Source organism: Polynucleobacter sp. 35-46-11 (genome assembly GCF_002281105.1).
Genome location: NZ_NCFJ01000047.1, coordinates 1 through 14445 on the forward strand (window position 1 = coordinate 1; position 14445 = coordinate 14445).

Annotated in this window: 10 protein-coding genes and 1 pseudogene; 3 read left to right on the forward strand and 8 right to left on the reverse strand. The window is 46.0% G+C overall.

The window, feature by feature from the left end:
* The first annotated feature begins 103 nt into the window (after positions 1-103).
* Both ahpC and ahpF read left to right on the forward strand, forming a co-directional pair.
* A complete protein-coding gene (ahpC, locus tag B7Y67_RS05765; RefSeq protein ID WP_215377148.1) occupies positions 104-667 on the forward strand; it encodes an alkyl hydroperoxide reductase subunit C in 564 nt (187 codons plus the stop codon).
* A 120-nt stretch (positions 668-787) separates the two neighbouring features.
* On the forward strand, positions 788-2332 hold the full coding sequence (ahpF, locus tag B7Y67_RS05770) for an alkyl hydroperoxide reductase subunit F (RefSeq protein ID WP_293597808.1): 1545 nt from the start codon (positions 788-790) through the stop codon (positions 2330-2332).
* An 80-nt stretch (positions 2333-2412) separates the two neighbouring features.
* Here the strand turns inward: ahpF and B7Y67_RS05775 are convergent, their stop codons facing one another.
* Positions 2413-5322 carry an FAD-binding and (Fe-S)-binding domain-containing protein gene (locus tag B7Y67_RS05775; RefSeq protein ID WP_293597809.1) on the reverse strand — a complete coding sequence of 970 codons (2910 nt, stop codon included), beginning with the start codon at positions 5320-5322 and terminating at the stop codon, positions 2413-2415.
* A gap of 166 nt (positions 5323-5488) precedes the next feature.
* Here B7Y67_RS05775 and B7Y67_RS05780 point away from each other — a divergent pair, with 166 nt between their 5' ends.
* On the forward strand, positions 5489-6208 hold the full coding sequence (locus tag B7Y67_RS05780) for a haloacid dehalogenase type II (RefSeq protein WP_293597810.1): 720 nt from the start codon (positions 5489-5491) through the stop codon (positions 6206-6208).
* Here B7Y67_RS05780 and B7Y67_RS05785 read toward each other — a convergent pair.
* The 7 genes and pseudogenes from B7Y67_RS05785 to B7Y67_RS05815 form a co-directional block, all read right to left on the reverse strand.
* Positions 6205-6603, reverse strand: coding sequence for a VOC family protein (locus B7Y67_RS05785; RefSeq protein ID WP_293597811.1), 399 nt, complete (start codon positions 6601-6603; stop codon positions 6205-6207). The genes B7Y67_RS05780 and B7Y67_RS05785 overlap by 4 nt on opposite strands.
* A gap of 74 nt (positions 6604-6677) precedes the next feature.
* A complete protein-coding gene (locus tag B7Y67_RS05790) occupies positions 6678-7001 on the reverse strand; it encodes a P-II family nitrogen regulator (protein ID WP_293597812.1) in 324 nt (107 codons plus the stop codon).
* Positions 6998-10093, reverse strand: a complete 3096-nt coding sequence (locus tag B7Y67_RS05795) for a CusA/CzcA family heavy metal efflux RND transporter (RefSeq protein ID WP_293597813.1) — start codon at positions 10091-10093, stop codon at positions 6998-7000. The genes B7Y67_RS05790 and B7Y67_RS05795 overlap by 4 nt, the downstream gene beginning before the upstream one ends.
* Before the next feature lie 5 nt (positions 10094-10098).
* Complete coding sequence (locus B7Y67_RS05800; RefSeq protein ID WP_293597814.1) at positions 10099-11445, reverse strand: efflux RND transporter periplasmic adaptor subunit; 1347 nt, start codon at positions 11443-11445, stop codon at positions 10099-10101.
* Entirely contained in the window at positions 11445-12707 is a 1263-nt protein-coding gene (locus B7Y67_RS05805; protein WP_293597815.1) for a TolC family protein, read from the reverse strand. Before B7Y67_RS05805 ends, B7Y67_RS05800 begins: the two co-directional genes overlap by 1 nt.
* A 382-nt stretch (positions 12708-13089) precedes the next feature.
* The gene (locus B7Y67_RS05810) at positions 13090-13599 is read right to left on the reverse strand and encodes a universal stress protein (RefSeq protein ID WP_293597816.1); all 510 of its coding nucleotides are present in this window, start codon (positions 13597-13599) and stop codon (positions 13090-13092) included.
* A 93-nt stretch (positions 13600-13692) separates the two neighbouring features.
* Positions 13693-14355: pseudogene (locus B7Y67_RS05815) on the reverse strand (TerC family protein); the annotation flags it as partial.
* Positions 14356-14445 lie beyond the last annotated feature (90 nt).

Below are 14445 nucleotides of genomic sequence, written 5' to 3' on the forward strand. Positions count from 1 at the left end.
ATAGATCATTAATATCTAAATTATTCATTATGCAAATAAATAATTAGTCTCTAGAATGGTCTCTGTTGTGAATCAACTATTTTATTTTTTACAGGAGAACCCTATGTCTTTAATCAACACACCAGTAATCCCATTTAAAACCCAAGCTTTCCACAATGGTAAGTTTGTTACTGTTTCCGATGAGTCCCTCAAAGGCAAATGGTCTGTATTGATTTTCATGCCAGCAGCTTTCACATTCAACTGCCCAACAGAAATTGAAGATGCAGCTGATAACTATGCTGAGTTCCAAAAGATGGGTGCAGAGGTTTACATCATCACTACTGATACTCATTTCTCACATAAAGTGTGGCACGAGACTTCACCTGCAGTAGGTAAAGCAAAGTTCCCATTGGTTGGCGATCCAACACACACATTGACACGTGGTTTTGATGTACATATTGATGAAGAAGGCCTTGCACTGCGCGGCACATTCATCATCAATCCAGAAGGCGTTATCAAAACAGCTGAAATCCACTCAAACGAAATCGCTCGCGATATCTCTGAGACATTACGCAAGCTCAAGGCTGCTCAATACACAGCCGCTCACCCAGGTGAAGTTTGCCCAGCTAAGTGGAAAGAAGGCGCAGCAACATTGACTCCATCTTTAGACCTTGTAGGCAAGATCTAAGCATCAAAGTTAGCTTCAATTAGTAGTCAATAGACTCTCTTCGGAGAGTCTATTGGGCAGGATGAGTGGTAGGAGCCCTGCCCAATAGACTCATCAAGATTAAATACTCAGGAACACATCATGCTAGATACCAACATCAAGGCCCAACTCAAGACCTATTTTGAAAAAATTGAGAGCCCTATCGTTTTAGAGGCTACTTTAGACGACAGCGCTCAGTCAGCTCAGATGCTGGAGCTGTTAAACGAGGTTGCCGAGCAATCCTCCAAGATCACAGTAAAGACTGCCGGTAGCAGCAAAAATATTCCTAGCTTCACCGTAAGCAAAGTGGATGACGTTGCTCGCATCGCTTTCTCAGGCCTACCAATGGGCCATGAGATGACCTCCTTCATCTTGGCTATTTTGCAAACTAGCGGTTATCCACCTAAAGTGGAGCAAGATGTAATCGAAAGCATTAAGGGCCTGGAAGGTAAGAAGCGCTTTCAGACTTTCATTTCATTGTCATGCCATAACTGCCCTGACGTTGTGCAGGCCTTGAACCTCATGGCTGCGTTGAACCCAAACATTGAACATGAAATGATCGATGGCGCCCTCTTTCAGGGCTTGGTAGATCAATACCAGATCATGGCTGTGCCGACAGTCATTCTGAATGGTGAAGTGTTTGGCCAAGGCCGTATGAGCGTTGAAGAAATTGCTGCCAAGCTCGATACCAATTCTTCAGCACGCGATGCAGAAAAATTGAACGCTAAAGATGCCTATGATTCTTTAATTATTGGCGGTGGTCCAGCAGGCGCTTCGGCAGCGATCTACTCTGCTCGTAAAGGTATCAGAACTGGTGTGGTAGCTCAGAAATTTGGCGGTCAGGTTGCCGATACCGTTGGTATTGAAAACTTCATCTCTGTTAAGGAAACTGAAGGTCCAAAATTAGTAATGGCTCTTGAGCAACACGTCAAAGAATACGAAGTTGATTTAATGAATCTACAGACTGCCAAAAGCCTCAGTAAGACTGGTGATGAAATTGCAATCACTCTAGAAAATGGCGCTGTTTTGAAAAGTAAAACCGTTATTTTGAGCACTGGTGCACGCTGGCGCGAAATGAATGTACCAGGCGAGCAAGAGTACCGTGGTAAAGGTGTGGCTTACTGCCCGCACTGCGATGGCCCTCTGTACAAAGGCAAGCGCGTAGCGGTGATTGGCGGAGGAAACTCTGGAGTTGAGGCTGCAATTGATTTGGCAGGAATTGTGAACCACGTTACTTTGGTTGAATTCGATACCAAACTCCGTGCCGATGCTGTCCTACAAAAGAAATTAAACAGTATGCCTAACGTCACCATCATTACCAATGCGTTGAGTAAGGAAGTTTTGGGAGCAGATGGCAAGGTAACCACCTTGCGATATGAAGATAGAGCTAATAATCAGATGCATGACATTGCACTTGAGGGCATCTTTGTTCAAATTGGCTTGCTACCCAATACTGACTGGCTCAAGGGCGTGATTGATTTATCCCCTCGCGGCGAAGTGATCATTGATCAGAAGGGTGAGACATCCATGCCAGGTGTATTTGCTGCCGGTGACTGCACTACCGTGCCTTACAAGCAAATCATCATTGCAATGGGTGAAGGCGCTAAAGCATCACTCTCTGCTTTTGATTACTTGATTCGATCATAAGATCCAAAAGTAGTCTTTGGATACAAAAAAACCCCGATCTCTCGGGGCTTTTTCTTTTCCAGCCAGAAGGGGATTATGTATTACACCCTCTCCACTTGGGCTTGGTGCGCCATCTGCAGCAACTCCGCCAAATGCTTTACCTTGCGTCCAGTCTCTTGCTCAATCTGCTCTCTGCAGCTAAAGCCATTGGTGAGAATGATGGTTTCTTGATCAGCAGACCGGACGGCGGGTAGCAATACCAACTCGCCCACCGCTTTGGATATCTCGACGTGTTCTGGATTAAATCCAAATGAACCCGCCATGCCACAGCAACCACTATCAATGTAATCCGCCTTAGCACCCAAGGCAGCTAATAAGGCTACATCACCTTTAGTGCCAAACAAAGATTTTTGGTGACAATGTGAATGCACCAGGATATTGCGATCTAAGGGTGGCGGTGTGTAGCCCTGCTCGTGCAAAAAATCTCCCAGCAAATACGTACTAGATGCCAAGCGTTTCGCCCTTGGATCGTTCGGGAAAAACTTTAATAACTCATCTTTAAATACCGACATACAGCCTGGCTCAAGACCCACAACCGCTATCGGTGCATCTGGGTTTGCTTGAATTTCACTGCCGATTGCATCCAAAATCTTCTCGAGCTTTTGCTTGGCAAGATCCAGGTAACCAAAGTCGTACAAAGGACGACCGCAGCATAGCGGCGTCTTTGGTAATGTTGCCTCAAAGCCAGCATGCGCTAGCACCTCAACCGCCGCATTGGCAACTTCAGGATGAAAATGCTCACAGAAAGTATCTACCCAGAGGATCACCTTCTTATGGCCAACACTGGCAACCTTGGATTGCTGAAATTGCTTTCTAAAGGATTGGCTTGCAAACTTAGGTAGGCTGCGCTCTTGCGCTACGCCACCAACCCATTTAGCAAGACTAGAAATTACTGGTGTTTGCATGACCCCGTTAACGAGCCAAGAGAACTTGCTGGCTAGGGGAGCCCAATCACCGATGCGACCCATTGTCAGCGCCTGACGAGGCCGGCTATTGGTCTCGTGATAGTGGGATAAGAACTCCGCCTTATAGGATGCCATATCCACGTGAGCAGGACAATCGCTCTTGCAGCCTTTACAGGATAGGCAAGTATCAAGAGCTTCCTTAAGCTCCTTACTTTCCCAGCCATCCTTAATCACTTCGCCCTGGAGCATCTCCCAGAAGAGACGTGAGCGTCCACGGGTAGAGAAGCGCTCTTCTTTAGTAGCGCGATAGCTTGGACACATGGTGCCGACTTTTTCACTACGGCACTTACCCATACCAACACAACGCTCCACTGCTCTCTGAAATCCATTGCCCTCTTGGCTCAAGAAATTGAGGCGCGTCTTCATATTGACGACTTTGTACTCTGGGCCCATGCGCAGGTTTTCATCTACGCGATAAGGGTGAACTACTTTTCCTGGATTGAGTTTGTTTTGTGGATCCCAGATGCGCTTGAACTCATGCATTGCACCCATCAACTCTTCACCGAACATAATCGGGAGGAATTCTGCCCTGGCCTGACCATCGCCATGCTCACCTGTGAGTGAGCCGCCAAACTCTACAACCAAGGTTGCAGCATCACGAATAAAAGATCTGAATTTGGCAACACCTTCTGCAGAACGCAAGTTAAAGGTGATGCGCGCATGAATACATCCATCACCAAAGTGTCCGTAGAGTGAAGTTTGGTAATCATACGAATCTACTAGCTTCTGGAAAGCCCGTAGGTACTCGCCCAAACGTGCTGGATCGACTGCGGCATCTTCCCAGCCCACTACGGGATCAGGGGAATTTGGATCAATTGATAGGTGGGTCGCAGATGCTCCATTCTCCCGAATAGACCAAATCCTTTTTTGCACTAAGGGATCAGGCTCAAGCCAAGTCGATGGCTGAGGACCTTTTGTTCTTGTCTTGAAATACTCCTGGGCTTTTTCGGCCTGAGCTATTGCACCCTCTACAGTATCGTCACCAAACTCAACAACTACCCAGGCATTGCCGGGAGGAAGTAAATCAATTTCCGCTTTTGCTAAATTACGTTGCTGCAAGCCGCGAATGATTTTGTAATCTAAGCCCTCAATTGCAATGGGATTAAAGGACTGATATTCAGGTACAGCATCGCCTGCCAAATAAATATCATCAAAGCCCAATACCAACACTACGCGCTTGGCAGGACTTTTCACTAATCGGACTTTCGCAGCCAAAGTGAGAGCACAGGTACCTTCAGTACCCACTAAAGCACGGGCGACGTTAAAACCGTTCTCCGGTAACAGCTGATCTAAGTTGTAACCAGAAACACGACGCTTAATGTTCGGAAAGCGTGCTCGAATCAAATCAGCATAGCGATCACGCAAGTTCAGCAAGTCTTGATAGATCTGACCTTGACGTCCACCAGCAGCAATGATGTCTTGCAACTCTTGATCGGAGGTTGGCCCAACCCAAAAGCGCTCGCCATCATAGGTCAGAATTTCTAAAGCCTCGGTATTTTCGAGTGTCTTACCCGCCATAACTGAGTGGGCGCCACAAGAGTTATTGGCAACCATGCCACCCAAAGTGCAACGGCTGTGTGTAGAAGGGTCTGGCGCAAAAGTTAAACCATGCAGCTCAGCAGCATCACGCAAGGAATCACAAATTACCCCTGGCTCAACAGTTGCGTTGCCAGCAGTTGGATCCAAAGCCAGAATATGGTTGCAATACTTCGAAATATCGAACACCACAGCGTTATTCACTGTTTGACCATTCATGGAGGTGCCAGCGCCACGCATCAAGACCGGGGCCTTATTGCGATGACAGATCTCAATGCCTTTTACAAATTCTTCGGTATTTCTAGGGGTAACAACCCCGATCGGAATTTGGCGGTAATTGGAGGCTTCTGAGGCGTAAACGGCCTGATGGGCTGTATCAAAATGAACAGAGCTTCCAAGAGCTGCTGTTAGCTCAACATTCAGTTTTTCCCACTGAGAAATACCGCCCATGATTATGTCCCTTATTCGTTCTAATGCCCCTTTTGGGTCTCTGCCATTCTAGCAATTCTTTGCAATGTATGACTTGTATGACCTCATATCAAACGTGAGCCCCAGGCGAAATAATCAAGCCGAATAATGTCCAGCAAAAAGTTTCAAGCTAATGAATAATCTACCCATGAATACAAAACCAAAGGTTCTCGCATTCGATGTATTTGGCACAGTAGTTGACTGGCATGGCTCCATAGCCGCTGAGGTCGCTCGCCTAGGGCTCCAAGCAGATCCTGACGCTTTCGCTACAGCCTGGAGACAAGGCTACAGGCCGGCCATGGCTCGGGTACGCTCCGGAGATCTGCCATGGACCAAGATTGATGATCTCCATCGCATGATCCTAGATGACGTTCTGAAAACCTTCCAAATCAATTCCTTATCTGAGGCGCAAATACAGGACCTCAACCTCGTATGGCATCGACTCAATCCTTGGGCAGAAGCTGTTGAAGGTCTACATCAGCTCAAGAGTCAATTCACAATTGTGACCCTCTCTAATGGCAATATGGGTTTACTGGCTAATATGGCTAAAAATGCAGGTTTGCCTTGGGATCTCATTCTTTCGGCAGAGGTTTTCCGCCACTACAAACCAGACCCCGAAACTTACTTGGGGGTAGCAGAGACCTTTAATCTTTCTGCTGAACAAGTCATGCTAGTTGCAGCACACAAGGATGATCTCGAAGCTGCCCACGCCTGCGGATTGCAAACTGCCTTTATTGAGCGTCCATCGGAGTTTGGTAAAAATCATTTACGAAATGATCTGTATGTAGAGCAATTTACTAATTACCATGCGAAAGACTTTCTGGATCTTGCACGCCAGTTAAGCGCACCAGATCCAGTTCAACTCTAGACGTATTCAGCAACCTCTACGAGGTTATTGTCTGGGTCACGTAAGTAGACCGAGCGAATTGGACCAAGAGCGCCTCGCCTAGGTACAGGGCCGACATCAATGGCAACGCCCTGCTTCTGAAGATGCGCTATAAAGTCATCCAATGGAATTGCTGAAATCAGACAAAAGTCTCCCGAACCAATCGTGGGGACTTTAGCTTTTGTAGGCGTTTCTGTGTCTTTATCTTGAAGGTTGATTTTTAATTGCCCAAAGCGCAATGAATAACGCGGCTGACCTTCTGGTCCAGTAAAAAACTCTCGCTCGAAACCCAAAGCTTTTTCATACCACTGTGTAGTGAGCTCAATATCCGTCACGGTCAAAACAATGTGGTCAATGCGGTCGATAATATTCTTCACAACAATCTCCAAGATAATTGGTAATGTTTTAGTACATCACTCAAATCATCATACCGAAGAATTTAGAGGTCTATCTAGGTCGATGTCTTAGAGATAAAGAAAGCCTTAGGAACCTCGGTGCACCAAACTACACCGTCCCCCACTTGACCTGTTTGGCAAATAGTCACGATACGGTCCATAAAGATCTCTGCAACCTCATCATTACAAACAATTTCAATCTTCACTTTTGCCGAGTAATCTGTGAGCTCGTCTTTGATATTGAATTTAGCGGTTCGATTAGGCGCGCTACAGCCCTCAACCTTGGTCACTGTCATACCTGGAAATCCTGGGGTTTCCAGCAAGGCTGTTCTCAGAGCGGCTAATTTATTTGGGCGAATGACCGCCTTCACTTCAATCATGCTTCCACCTCTTTATCTTCAAACCATCTATACAAGACGGGGAGTACTAGCAATGTTAATGCGGTTGAGGTAATTAGCCCTGAAATTACCACTGCGGCTAGCGGACGCGTCACCTCGGAGCCCGGACCGCCAGAGAAGAGCATCGGCACCAAAGCCAGCATAGCAACTGAAGCAGTCATCATGACCGGCCTAAATCGATGTCCACAACCATGTAAGAGCGCATCTTCCATGGAATAGCCATCTTCACGCAATTGCTTAATGAATGAAATCAATACTACGCCATTGAGTACCGCAATACCCCAGAGATTAATAAAGCCAACCGCAGCTGGTACCGACAAATACTCTCCAGTTATAAATAGGCCAAATACACCACCAATCGAAGCAAAAGGTAAAACCAAAATAATCAATCCAGCCAAGCGCAATGACTTGAAGAGCATGAAGAGCAAGAAATAAATCGCCAGAATTGTTAATGGGATGATGATCATCAAACGCGCCATCGCACGTTGCATATTTTCAAACTGACCGCCCCACTGCAATGTATAGCCCTGCGGAAGCTCCACCTGTTTCGCAATCAACTCTTGCGCTTCTTTGACAAAGCCACCGAGATCTCGCCCATCAACGTTCACACCCACCACTAAACGTCGCTTGCCAGACTCTCGAGAGATCTGTGCCGGCCCATCGATAAGAGAAATATCGGCTAGATCACGCAACAACACCTGAGCGCCGTCTGGAGAATGCAAAATAATATTACTGATTGCATCTACGTTATCTCGGTAAGGAGCTGGATAACGCAACAGCAATGGGAATCTTCTCTCTCCCTCATAAACAGTGCTAGCTTGTTTACCGCCAATAGCGGTTTCAATCACATCATTCACATCAGAAACATTAATGCCATAGCGAGCGATAGCATCGCGATTAATAGTAATGTTCAGATAATTTTGTCCAGAGGCCTGCTCAATACGTAAGTCGTTGCTACCCTTCATTTTGGTCAAAATCTGACTAATCTGACCGCCTAACTTTTGCAGAATAACCAGATCATCACCAAAAATCTTGATGGCCACCTGGGAGCGGACGCCGGAAACCATTTCATCTACGCGTGCTGCAATTGGCTGTGAAATAGAGAGCTCAATACCCGGCAAAGTTTTTAATTTGTCACGAATCTGCTGGGCAATTTCTTCCTGGCTAAATTTGCGATCGCCAATAGGCTTCAGAGTGACGATCGGATCAGATTCATTTGGTTGACCAGGATCCGCAGGTGACTCACCCTTACCCAAGCGAGACACCGCCATCTTCACATCCGGGATAGTCATAATGCGTTTGATCGCCTCAAACTCCAGCTTGATTGATTCATCTAGAGAGATATTTGGAGCGCGCACGATCACTGGAGTAATGGAGCCCTCTTGCATCACTGGAATAAAGGCTTTTCCAAGCAAAGCAAATCCAATAATGCTGGCAACCAATCCTATCAAAGATCTTTTGACAACCAACTTTGGATTGGCAAGGCACCAATGAAGCCAGCGGTCATATGGAGCACGTAAACGAGCCACAATTTTTGTATCGTCCTCACTACCACCCTTCAAAATGTAAGAACAGAGAACTGGTGACAGGGTAAATGAAAGGATGAGTGAAATAGTCAGTGCAATGGCAATCGTAATCGCCATGGGGGCAAACATTTTTCCTTCCATGCCCTCTAAAGACAGAAGTGGCATGAAAACCAAAATAATGATGCCAACGCCAAACAGTACTGGAGTGCCAACCTCAGTAGCAGCCTCCAAAATAATACGAATCTTTGACTCACCGGTTTTCAGTCTCTCACCCATCTTGGCAAAGGTGTTCTCCACCACCACAACCGAGCCGTCCACCATGATTCCAATCGCAATAGCAAGGCCACCAAGTGACATGAGATTGGCAGAGATACCATAACGGTTCATCACCAAGAAGGTTAATAGCGGCGTCAGAATTAAGGTCGCAACCACAATGAGAGAGGAGCGGACGTCACCCAAGAATAGAAACAAAAGGATCACTACAAGAATGACGCCTTCAATTAATACTTTAGCCACGTTAAACATCGCAGCATTTACTAGATCCGTACGGTCATAGAAGGGAACGATTTGGAGACCATCCGGCAATAACTTACCCTCGTTAATCTCAGCTACTTTGAGCTTGATGCGATTGACCACTTCACGCGCATTACCGCCACGAATCATTTGAATAATGCCGGCTACACTTTCGGTATAGCCATTCTTGATGGCGGCACCCTGTCGAATTTCACTACCGATGGTGACTTCAGCCACATTCTTGACGTAGACCGGGATACCCTTTACTTCCTTGAGAATAATTTTTCCGATATCTTCAGGTTTGGTAACCAAACCCACGCCACGAATGAGATAGCGCTCCGCATAACTCGGTAGCTGTCCGCCCCCGGAGTTCGCATTGTTTCTAGCTAGGGCTTCATAAATATCACGAAGATCCACTTGATAGTGGCGCAATCTTTCTGGATTGACTAAGACCTGGTACTGGCGCGCGTAACCGCCCTGCGTGTTGATCTCAGCAACGCCTGCAATAGAGCGCAACATCGGACGCACAATCCAATCTTGAATCGTTCGACGCTCCTCAAGTTCCTCGACCGTCAACTGTCTATCCCCATCCGAAGGGTGATCGATTGTGTATTGATAGATTTCACCTAAACCAGTTGATGGAGGCGCCATGACGGGAGTGATACCCACCGGCATAGCAGAAGCTACCTCAATCAAACGCTCGGTAACCAGCTGCCTCGCAAAATAGAGGTCAGTCTTTTCTGTGAACACCAAAGTAATGACTGATAGGCCATTGCGATTGAGTGAGCGCATTTCAATTAAACCGGGCAAGCCCGTCATTCCCAACTCAATTGGGACCGTTACGAATCGCTCAACCTCTTCCGGGGACCTACCTGGTGCCTCTGCTGCAATTTGGATTTGGACGTTAGTCACATCCGGAAATGCATCCACTGAAAGACGCTTGGTTGCCAGCAATCCTGCAACGAATAGCACCAACGCAATGATGACAACCAATAAACGCTGCTGCAGCGAGAGACGAACAATTTTTTCAATCATGGTGATTAGCCGCCGCTCAACTGTCGCTTGCGTTCAGTATTCAGATGAAAGGCGCCATTGATAGCGATTTCCTGACCATCTTTCAAGCCAGAGATCACGGGACGATAACCCTTTCCCTCTGGTCCCAATTTCACGGTGACCATGCGATAAGTTTCATCATCTTCACGAATAAAGACATGATCACTATTGTCTTCGCGAATAACTGCGCTGGATGGCACCAATAATCTTTCGGTAGGCTGACTTTCAATCATCATGGTGGCTAACATTCCAGGCTTAATAAGACCATCTTTGTTGGGCACCTCCATTCTGACAACTACCGTACGAGTTTGTGGATTCACGATGGAATCTACGTGAGCAACGATGCCCTCAATCTCGGCGTTTCTGAGAGAAGGAATGATTAAGGTAATTTTTTGACCCTTATGAATCAAATAAGAATTGCTCTCTGGGATTTCTGAGACGGCCCATAGTGAGCCCAGGTCAGCAACAGTAAACAGGGCATCAGCAGGCTGAACCACCTGTCCTTTATTGATCTTGCGCTCAACAATCTCACCAGGAATCGTTGCAATAACATTATTAGTTGACTCAATCACACCCGATTTTGCTAAGCGATCAATACTAGGTTGATCCATTCCTTGAACACGTAACTGGTCATTAGCCGCCCGATACTCTGCCTTTGCGCTACTGGCTTCTGCTTCGCGCTTTTGTAATTCTGCTAAAGCAATCACGTCTTCTTTAAACAAAATTCTGGCACGGTTATCTGCTTGGTCAGCTAGCTGACTTGCACTCTTCGCCTTTAAAAAAGATAGTTGGGATTGCGTCAATTCTGTAGAGGTAATTTTTGCCAGAATGTCACCCTGCTTCACAATCTGACCCGGGATTGCCAAGATATCAGAAACACGACCTGTCACGTTTGCACCAATACGAGAAAGGAATAATTCATTGAAATCAATACGTCCAGATGCACGTAGCTCTTCCACAAAAGATCCTGTATAAATTCGTCCATCCGTAATCATGTTGCGCAAATCATTATTCACTATCACTACGTTAGGATCTTGTACAGATTTGATGCTCGGACTGCGATCAAATACGTTGAAATAATTTAGGATGATCAGAAAAAGACAGAACCAAGGGAAGTAAAAAAGCCCTTTTTGCATCCACTGAGGACTCTTATCGTATTGCCCAGCCACACGAGGCAAATGAGTAGTAAACCACTCGTGGGTCAGCATATAAAAATCATGCTGTCCTTTAATCACGATGGCCACCCACTCTTGCACATAGACTTTTGCAATCGCCAAATAGTGAGAGTACAAACTCTTTAATTTATCCTTCATTTCCGTGAACTCTTGATTCATTACTTTCCACTCTCAATTTTTGCAATCCACTCTGGAGTTGCCCTCAAACGTTGAATCTCAGTAACGACAGAGGCCAAATCAAAGCGAGCCTTGATTAAGTCATTACGAGCCACTCTAAATGTTCTTTGCGCATCCAAATACTCGAGCATTCCCCGCTCTCCGTAGCGATAAGAGACCTCTGCAATTCGTCGCGCACTTGATGCTAGCTGAACCACTTCTTGATCTAGTACCTTCACCTGATAACTAGTCATCTGATAAAGCTTGTAAGCTGTCTCTAATTGCTGCTCCAAGCTTTGGCTTTGGGCATTAAGTTGGTTCTTGGCTTTAGACGCATTGGCTTCCGCCTCAGCTATCTGACCACCCTTGAAGTCCCAAATAGGAATACTCACAACCAAACCATAAAGGCGGTCAGTAAAGTTGGGGTCGTTATATTGCTGAGCCTTAATAGATAGTTTTGGTAAGCGGGAGTTTTGCTCAAAGCTCAATTTGGATTCAGTTGCTTCCACCTCTGCTTTTGCCCTCTGCAACTCAGGGCTTTGGGCATGCAACTCACTCAGCAAGATGGGCAAAGCAGGCAAGGATTCGATCTTGACGGGTTGTGCAATCACCTCGAAGTCAGCAGGTAAGTTATGCCCAACGACCTGCCTAAGCTGACCTTTAGCCTGCTCCACCCTAAGCTTGCTAGATTCAGTATTGATTTGCGCATTGAGAAATTCGGTTTGCGCGCGAATCAATTCAAATCGAGCGGTCTCGCCAACGTCATAACGAATTTGCATGCGATCCCGAATTTGCTTTGTTAAACCCGAATCCTCTTCGGCAGCTTTTAATTCTGCCTCACGACGCATCAACTCATAAAAGCGTTGCTGCACTCTAGAAATCATTTCAATTTCAAAGGCGATACGAGTAGCCTCTGCAGCGCGCACATTGGCCTCTGCTGCATTTACCCTTGGATAGCGGGTGTAAGGCATATCCAAAGGCTGCGTCACCGACCACGATGAAACGTTCCCGGTAGTCAATGGGCCTGACACAGACTTCTGCTGCCCTGTATTGACTTCAAAATCAGGATTTGGGATAGCCCGGGCTGTAGAAAGTTGCCCCCTGACCGCCCTGGATTGATCGCGAGCAGCCAAGACTTGAGGGCTCGACTCCAGCGCAATACTAATAAGCTCATTGATCGTGAGTGGCTTTTGACTTTGCGCACTGACTCCGCCCACGAACAGGATGCAGCCAGCAAGTATTGACAAAGACTTTAAGTGATTCATTTCGTCAATTTTAGAGAATAAATAAGATCTTTCATTATCCCGCTCAGCAAAGGCAAAAATACGAGAAATTCCCCAAATAAGGGATCTCAGCACGGTTTTGAGGGGGTAAATCAGGGCTTGGAGCTGCAAATTCAAAAGATAACCATTTATAAAAATTTAAATGGTCTTGCCTTGATATTGATTCACCCCTATACCGGACCCAAAGGTCGAACTGTCGGCATAGGAGACTCGGTTGACCGAGCAGGCTACTCCCCATATGTACAGACCTAATTAGATCATACTTATGACAAATATATTGAGTTGATAGTGAATTACCCATTAGTAGATTCATTTCAAAAAAAATGCCCTCAAAAGAGGGCAAAAAAGCACTACTAGATTAAAGTTAATCGATAACTACAGCCATCAAGGCGGTTGCTGCACCAGCGCCCAGGGCCGGAATCCCCCAACGTTCAAGGGCGGGTAATGAGCTACCCGTTACCACCTCAACAGGAATATCACTAATCTCTAGTAACTTGGCGGTAGTAGAGTTCTCAAACAATCTGCTCAAAGAGTTTTTCTTTGAAGTACCAATCACAATGCGATCGCATTCAAGTCGAATAGCTTCATCACGAATGGCATTACCTTTGTCACCGCATGCGTAAGTAAATGAAAAGTTCAGGCCTTGCTTCTCTAGATAGCTAGATGCGGATACTGCAGCCTGACTTGCACGCTCAGCATGCCACTCATCAATATTTTGCTTACTTAAGAATTTACTAATATGGCGATATAAGATCGGCTGCACATTGCACAGATGAAAATGTGCATTTGGATCTTTTCCATAAGTCCTTACAGCATGCTTTACTGCCATATCTGAGTTTTTTGAACCGTCTACTGGAATCAGAATGTTATTCATTTTATTTTCTCCAAGATTAGGGGACTGCTGTGGTGAAACGATATTTGCAGATTCCGGAATAACTACCGAAGGAGCAATGACATCTTCAAGCGCACGTCTACTTCTAATAAAGCCACTAGTTAACACACCCAATACAACTACCACTTGAATTACGTATTCCAGAGCCGGGCTTTGAGATGCAAGCCACTCTTGTGAGATAGGCTCAGAGATCATCATCTTTGCAGCCGTCCATGCCAGCACACCAGCACCCAAATAAGTTACCGAAGGGAAACGCTCAACCAGTTTTAGTATTTGTGTAGATCCCCAAATAACTACTGGGATGCTAATTAACAAGCCAAGCACAACCAGAACGTAGCTACCGTGTGATGCACCTGCCACAGCAAGTACGTTATCCAAACCCATAATGGCATCGGCAATCACAATGGTTTTCATTGCACCCCAAAATGTCGTGGAAGCATGACCATGCTCATCACCCTCTTGCACGGGATTGAGGAGTCGGTAAGCGATCCAAACCAGCAGCAGTCCGCCTACCAACATCAATCCAGGAATCTTGAGTAAATAGACTACCAATAGGGTCATGGCGCTGCGAACCACAATAGCGCCTACAGCACCCCAAATGATTGCTTTTTTCTGCAGATGTGCCGGCAAGTTTCTAGCAGCCATCGCAATAACAATGGCGTTGTCACCCGCTAGCACCAAGTCAATCACAATAATCGCCAGTAATGCCGAGAAAAATTCAGGGCTAAATAGTTCCACTTTTGTCTCCTAAAAAATCACCCATGAATTCCATGGATTTCTATGGAGTTAATTTAAGCTTATTTGCTATTAGGTAAAAGCAGATATATA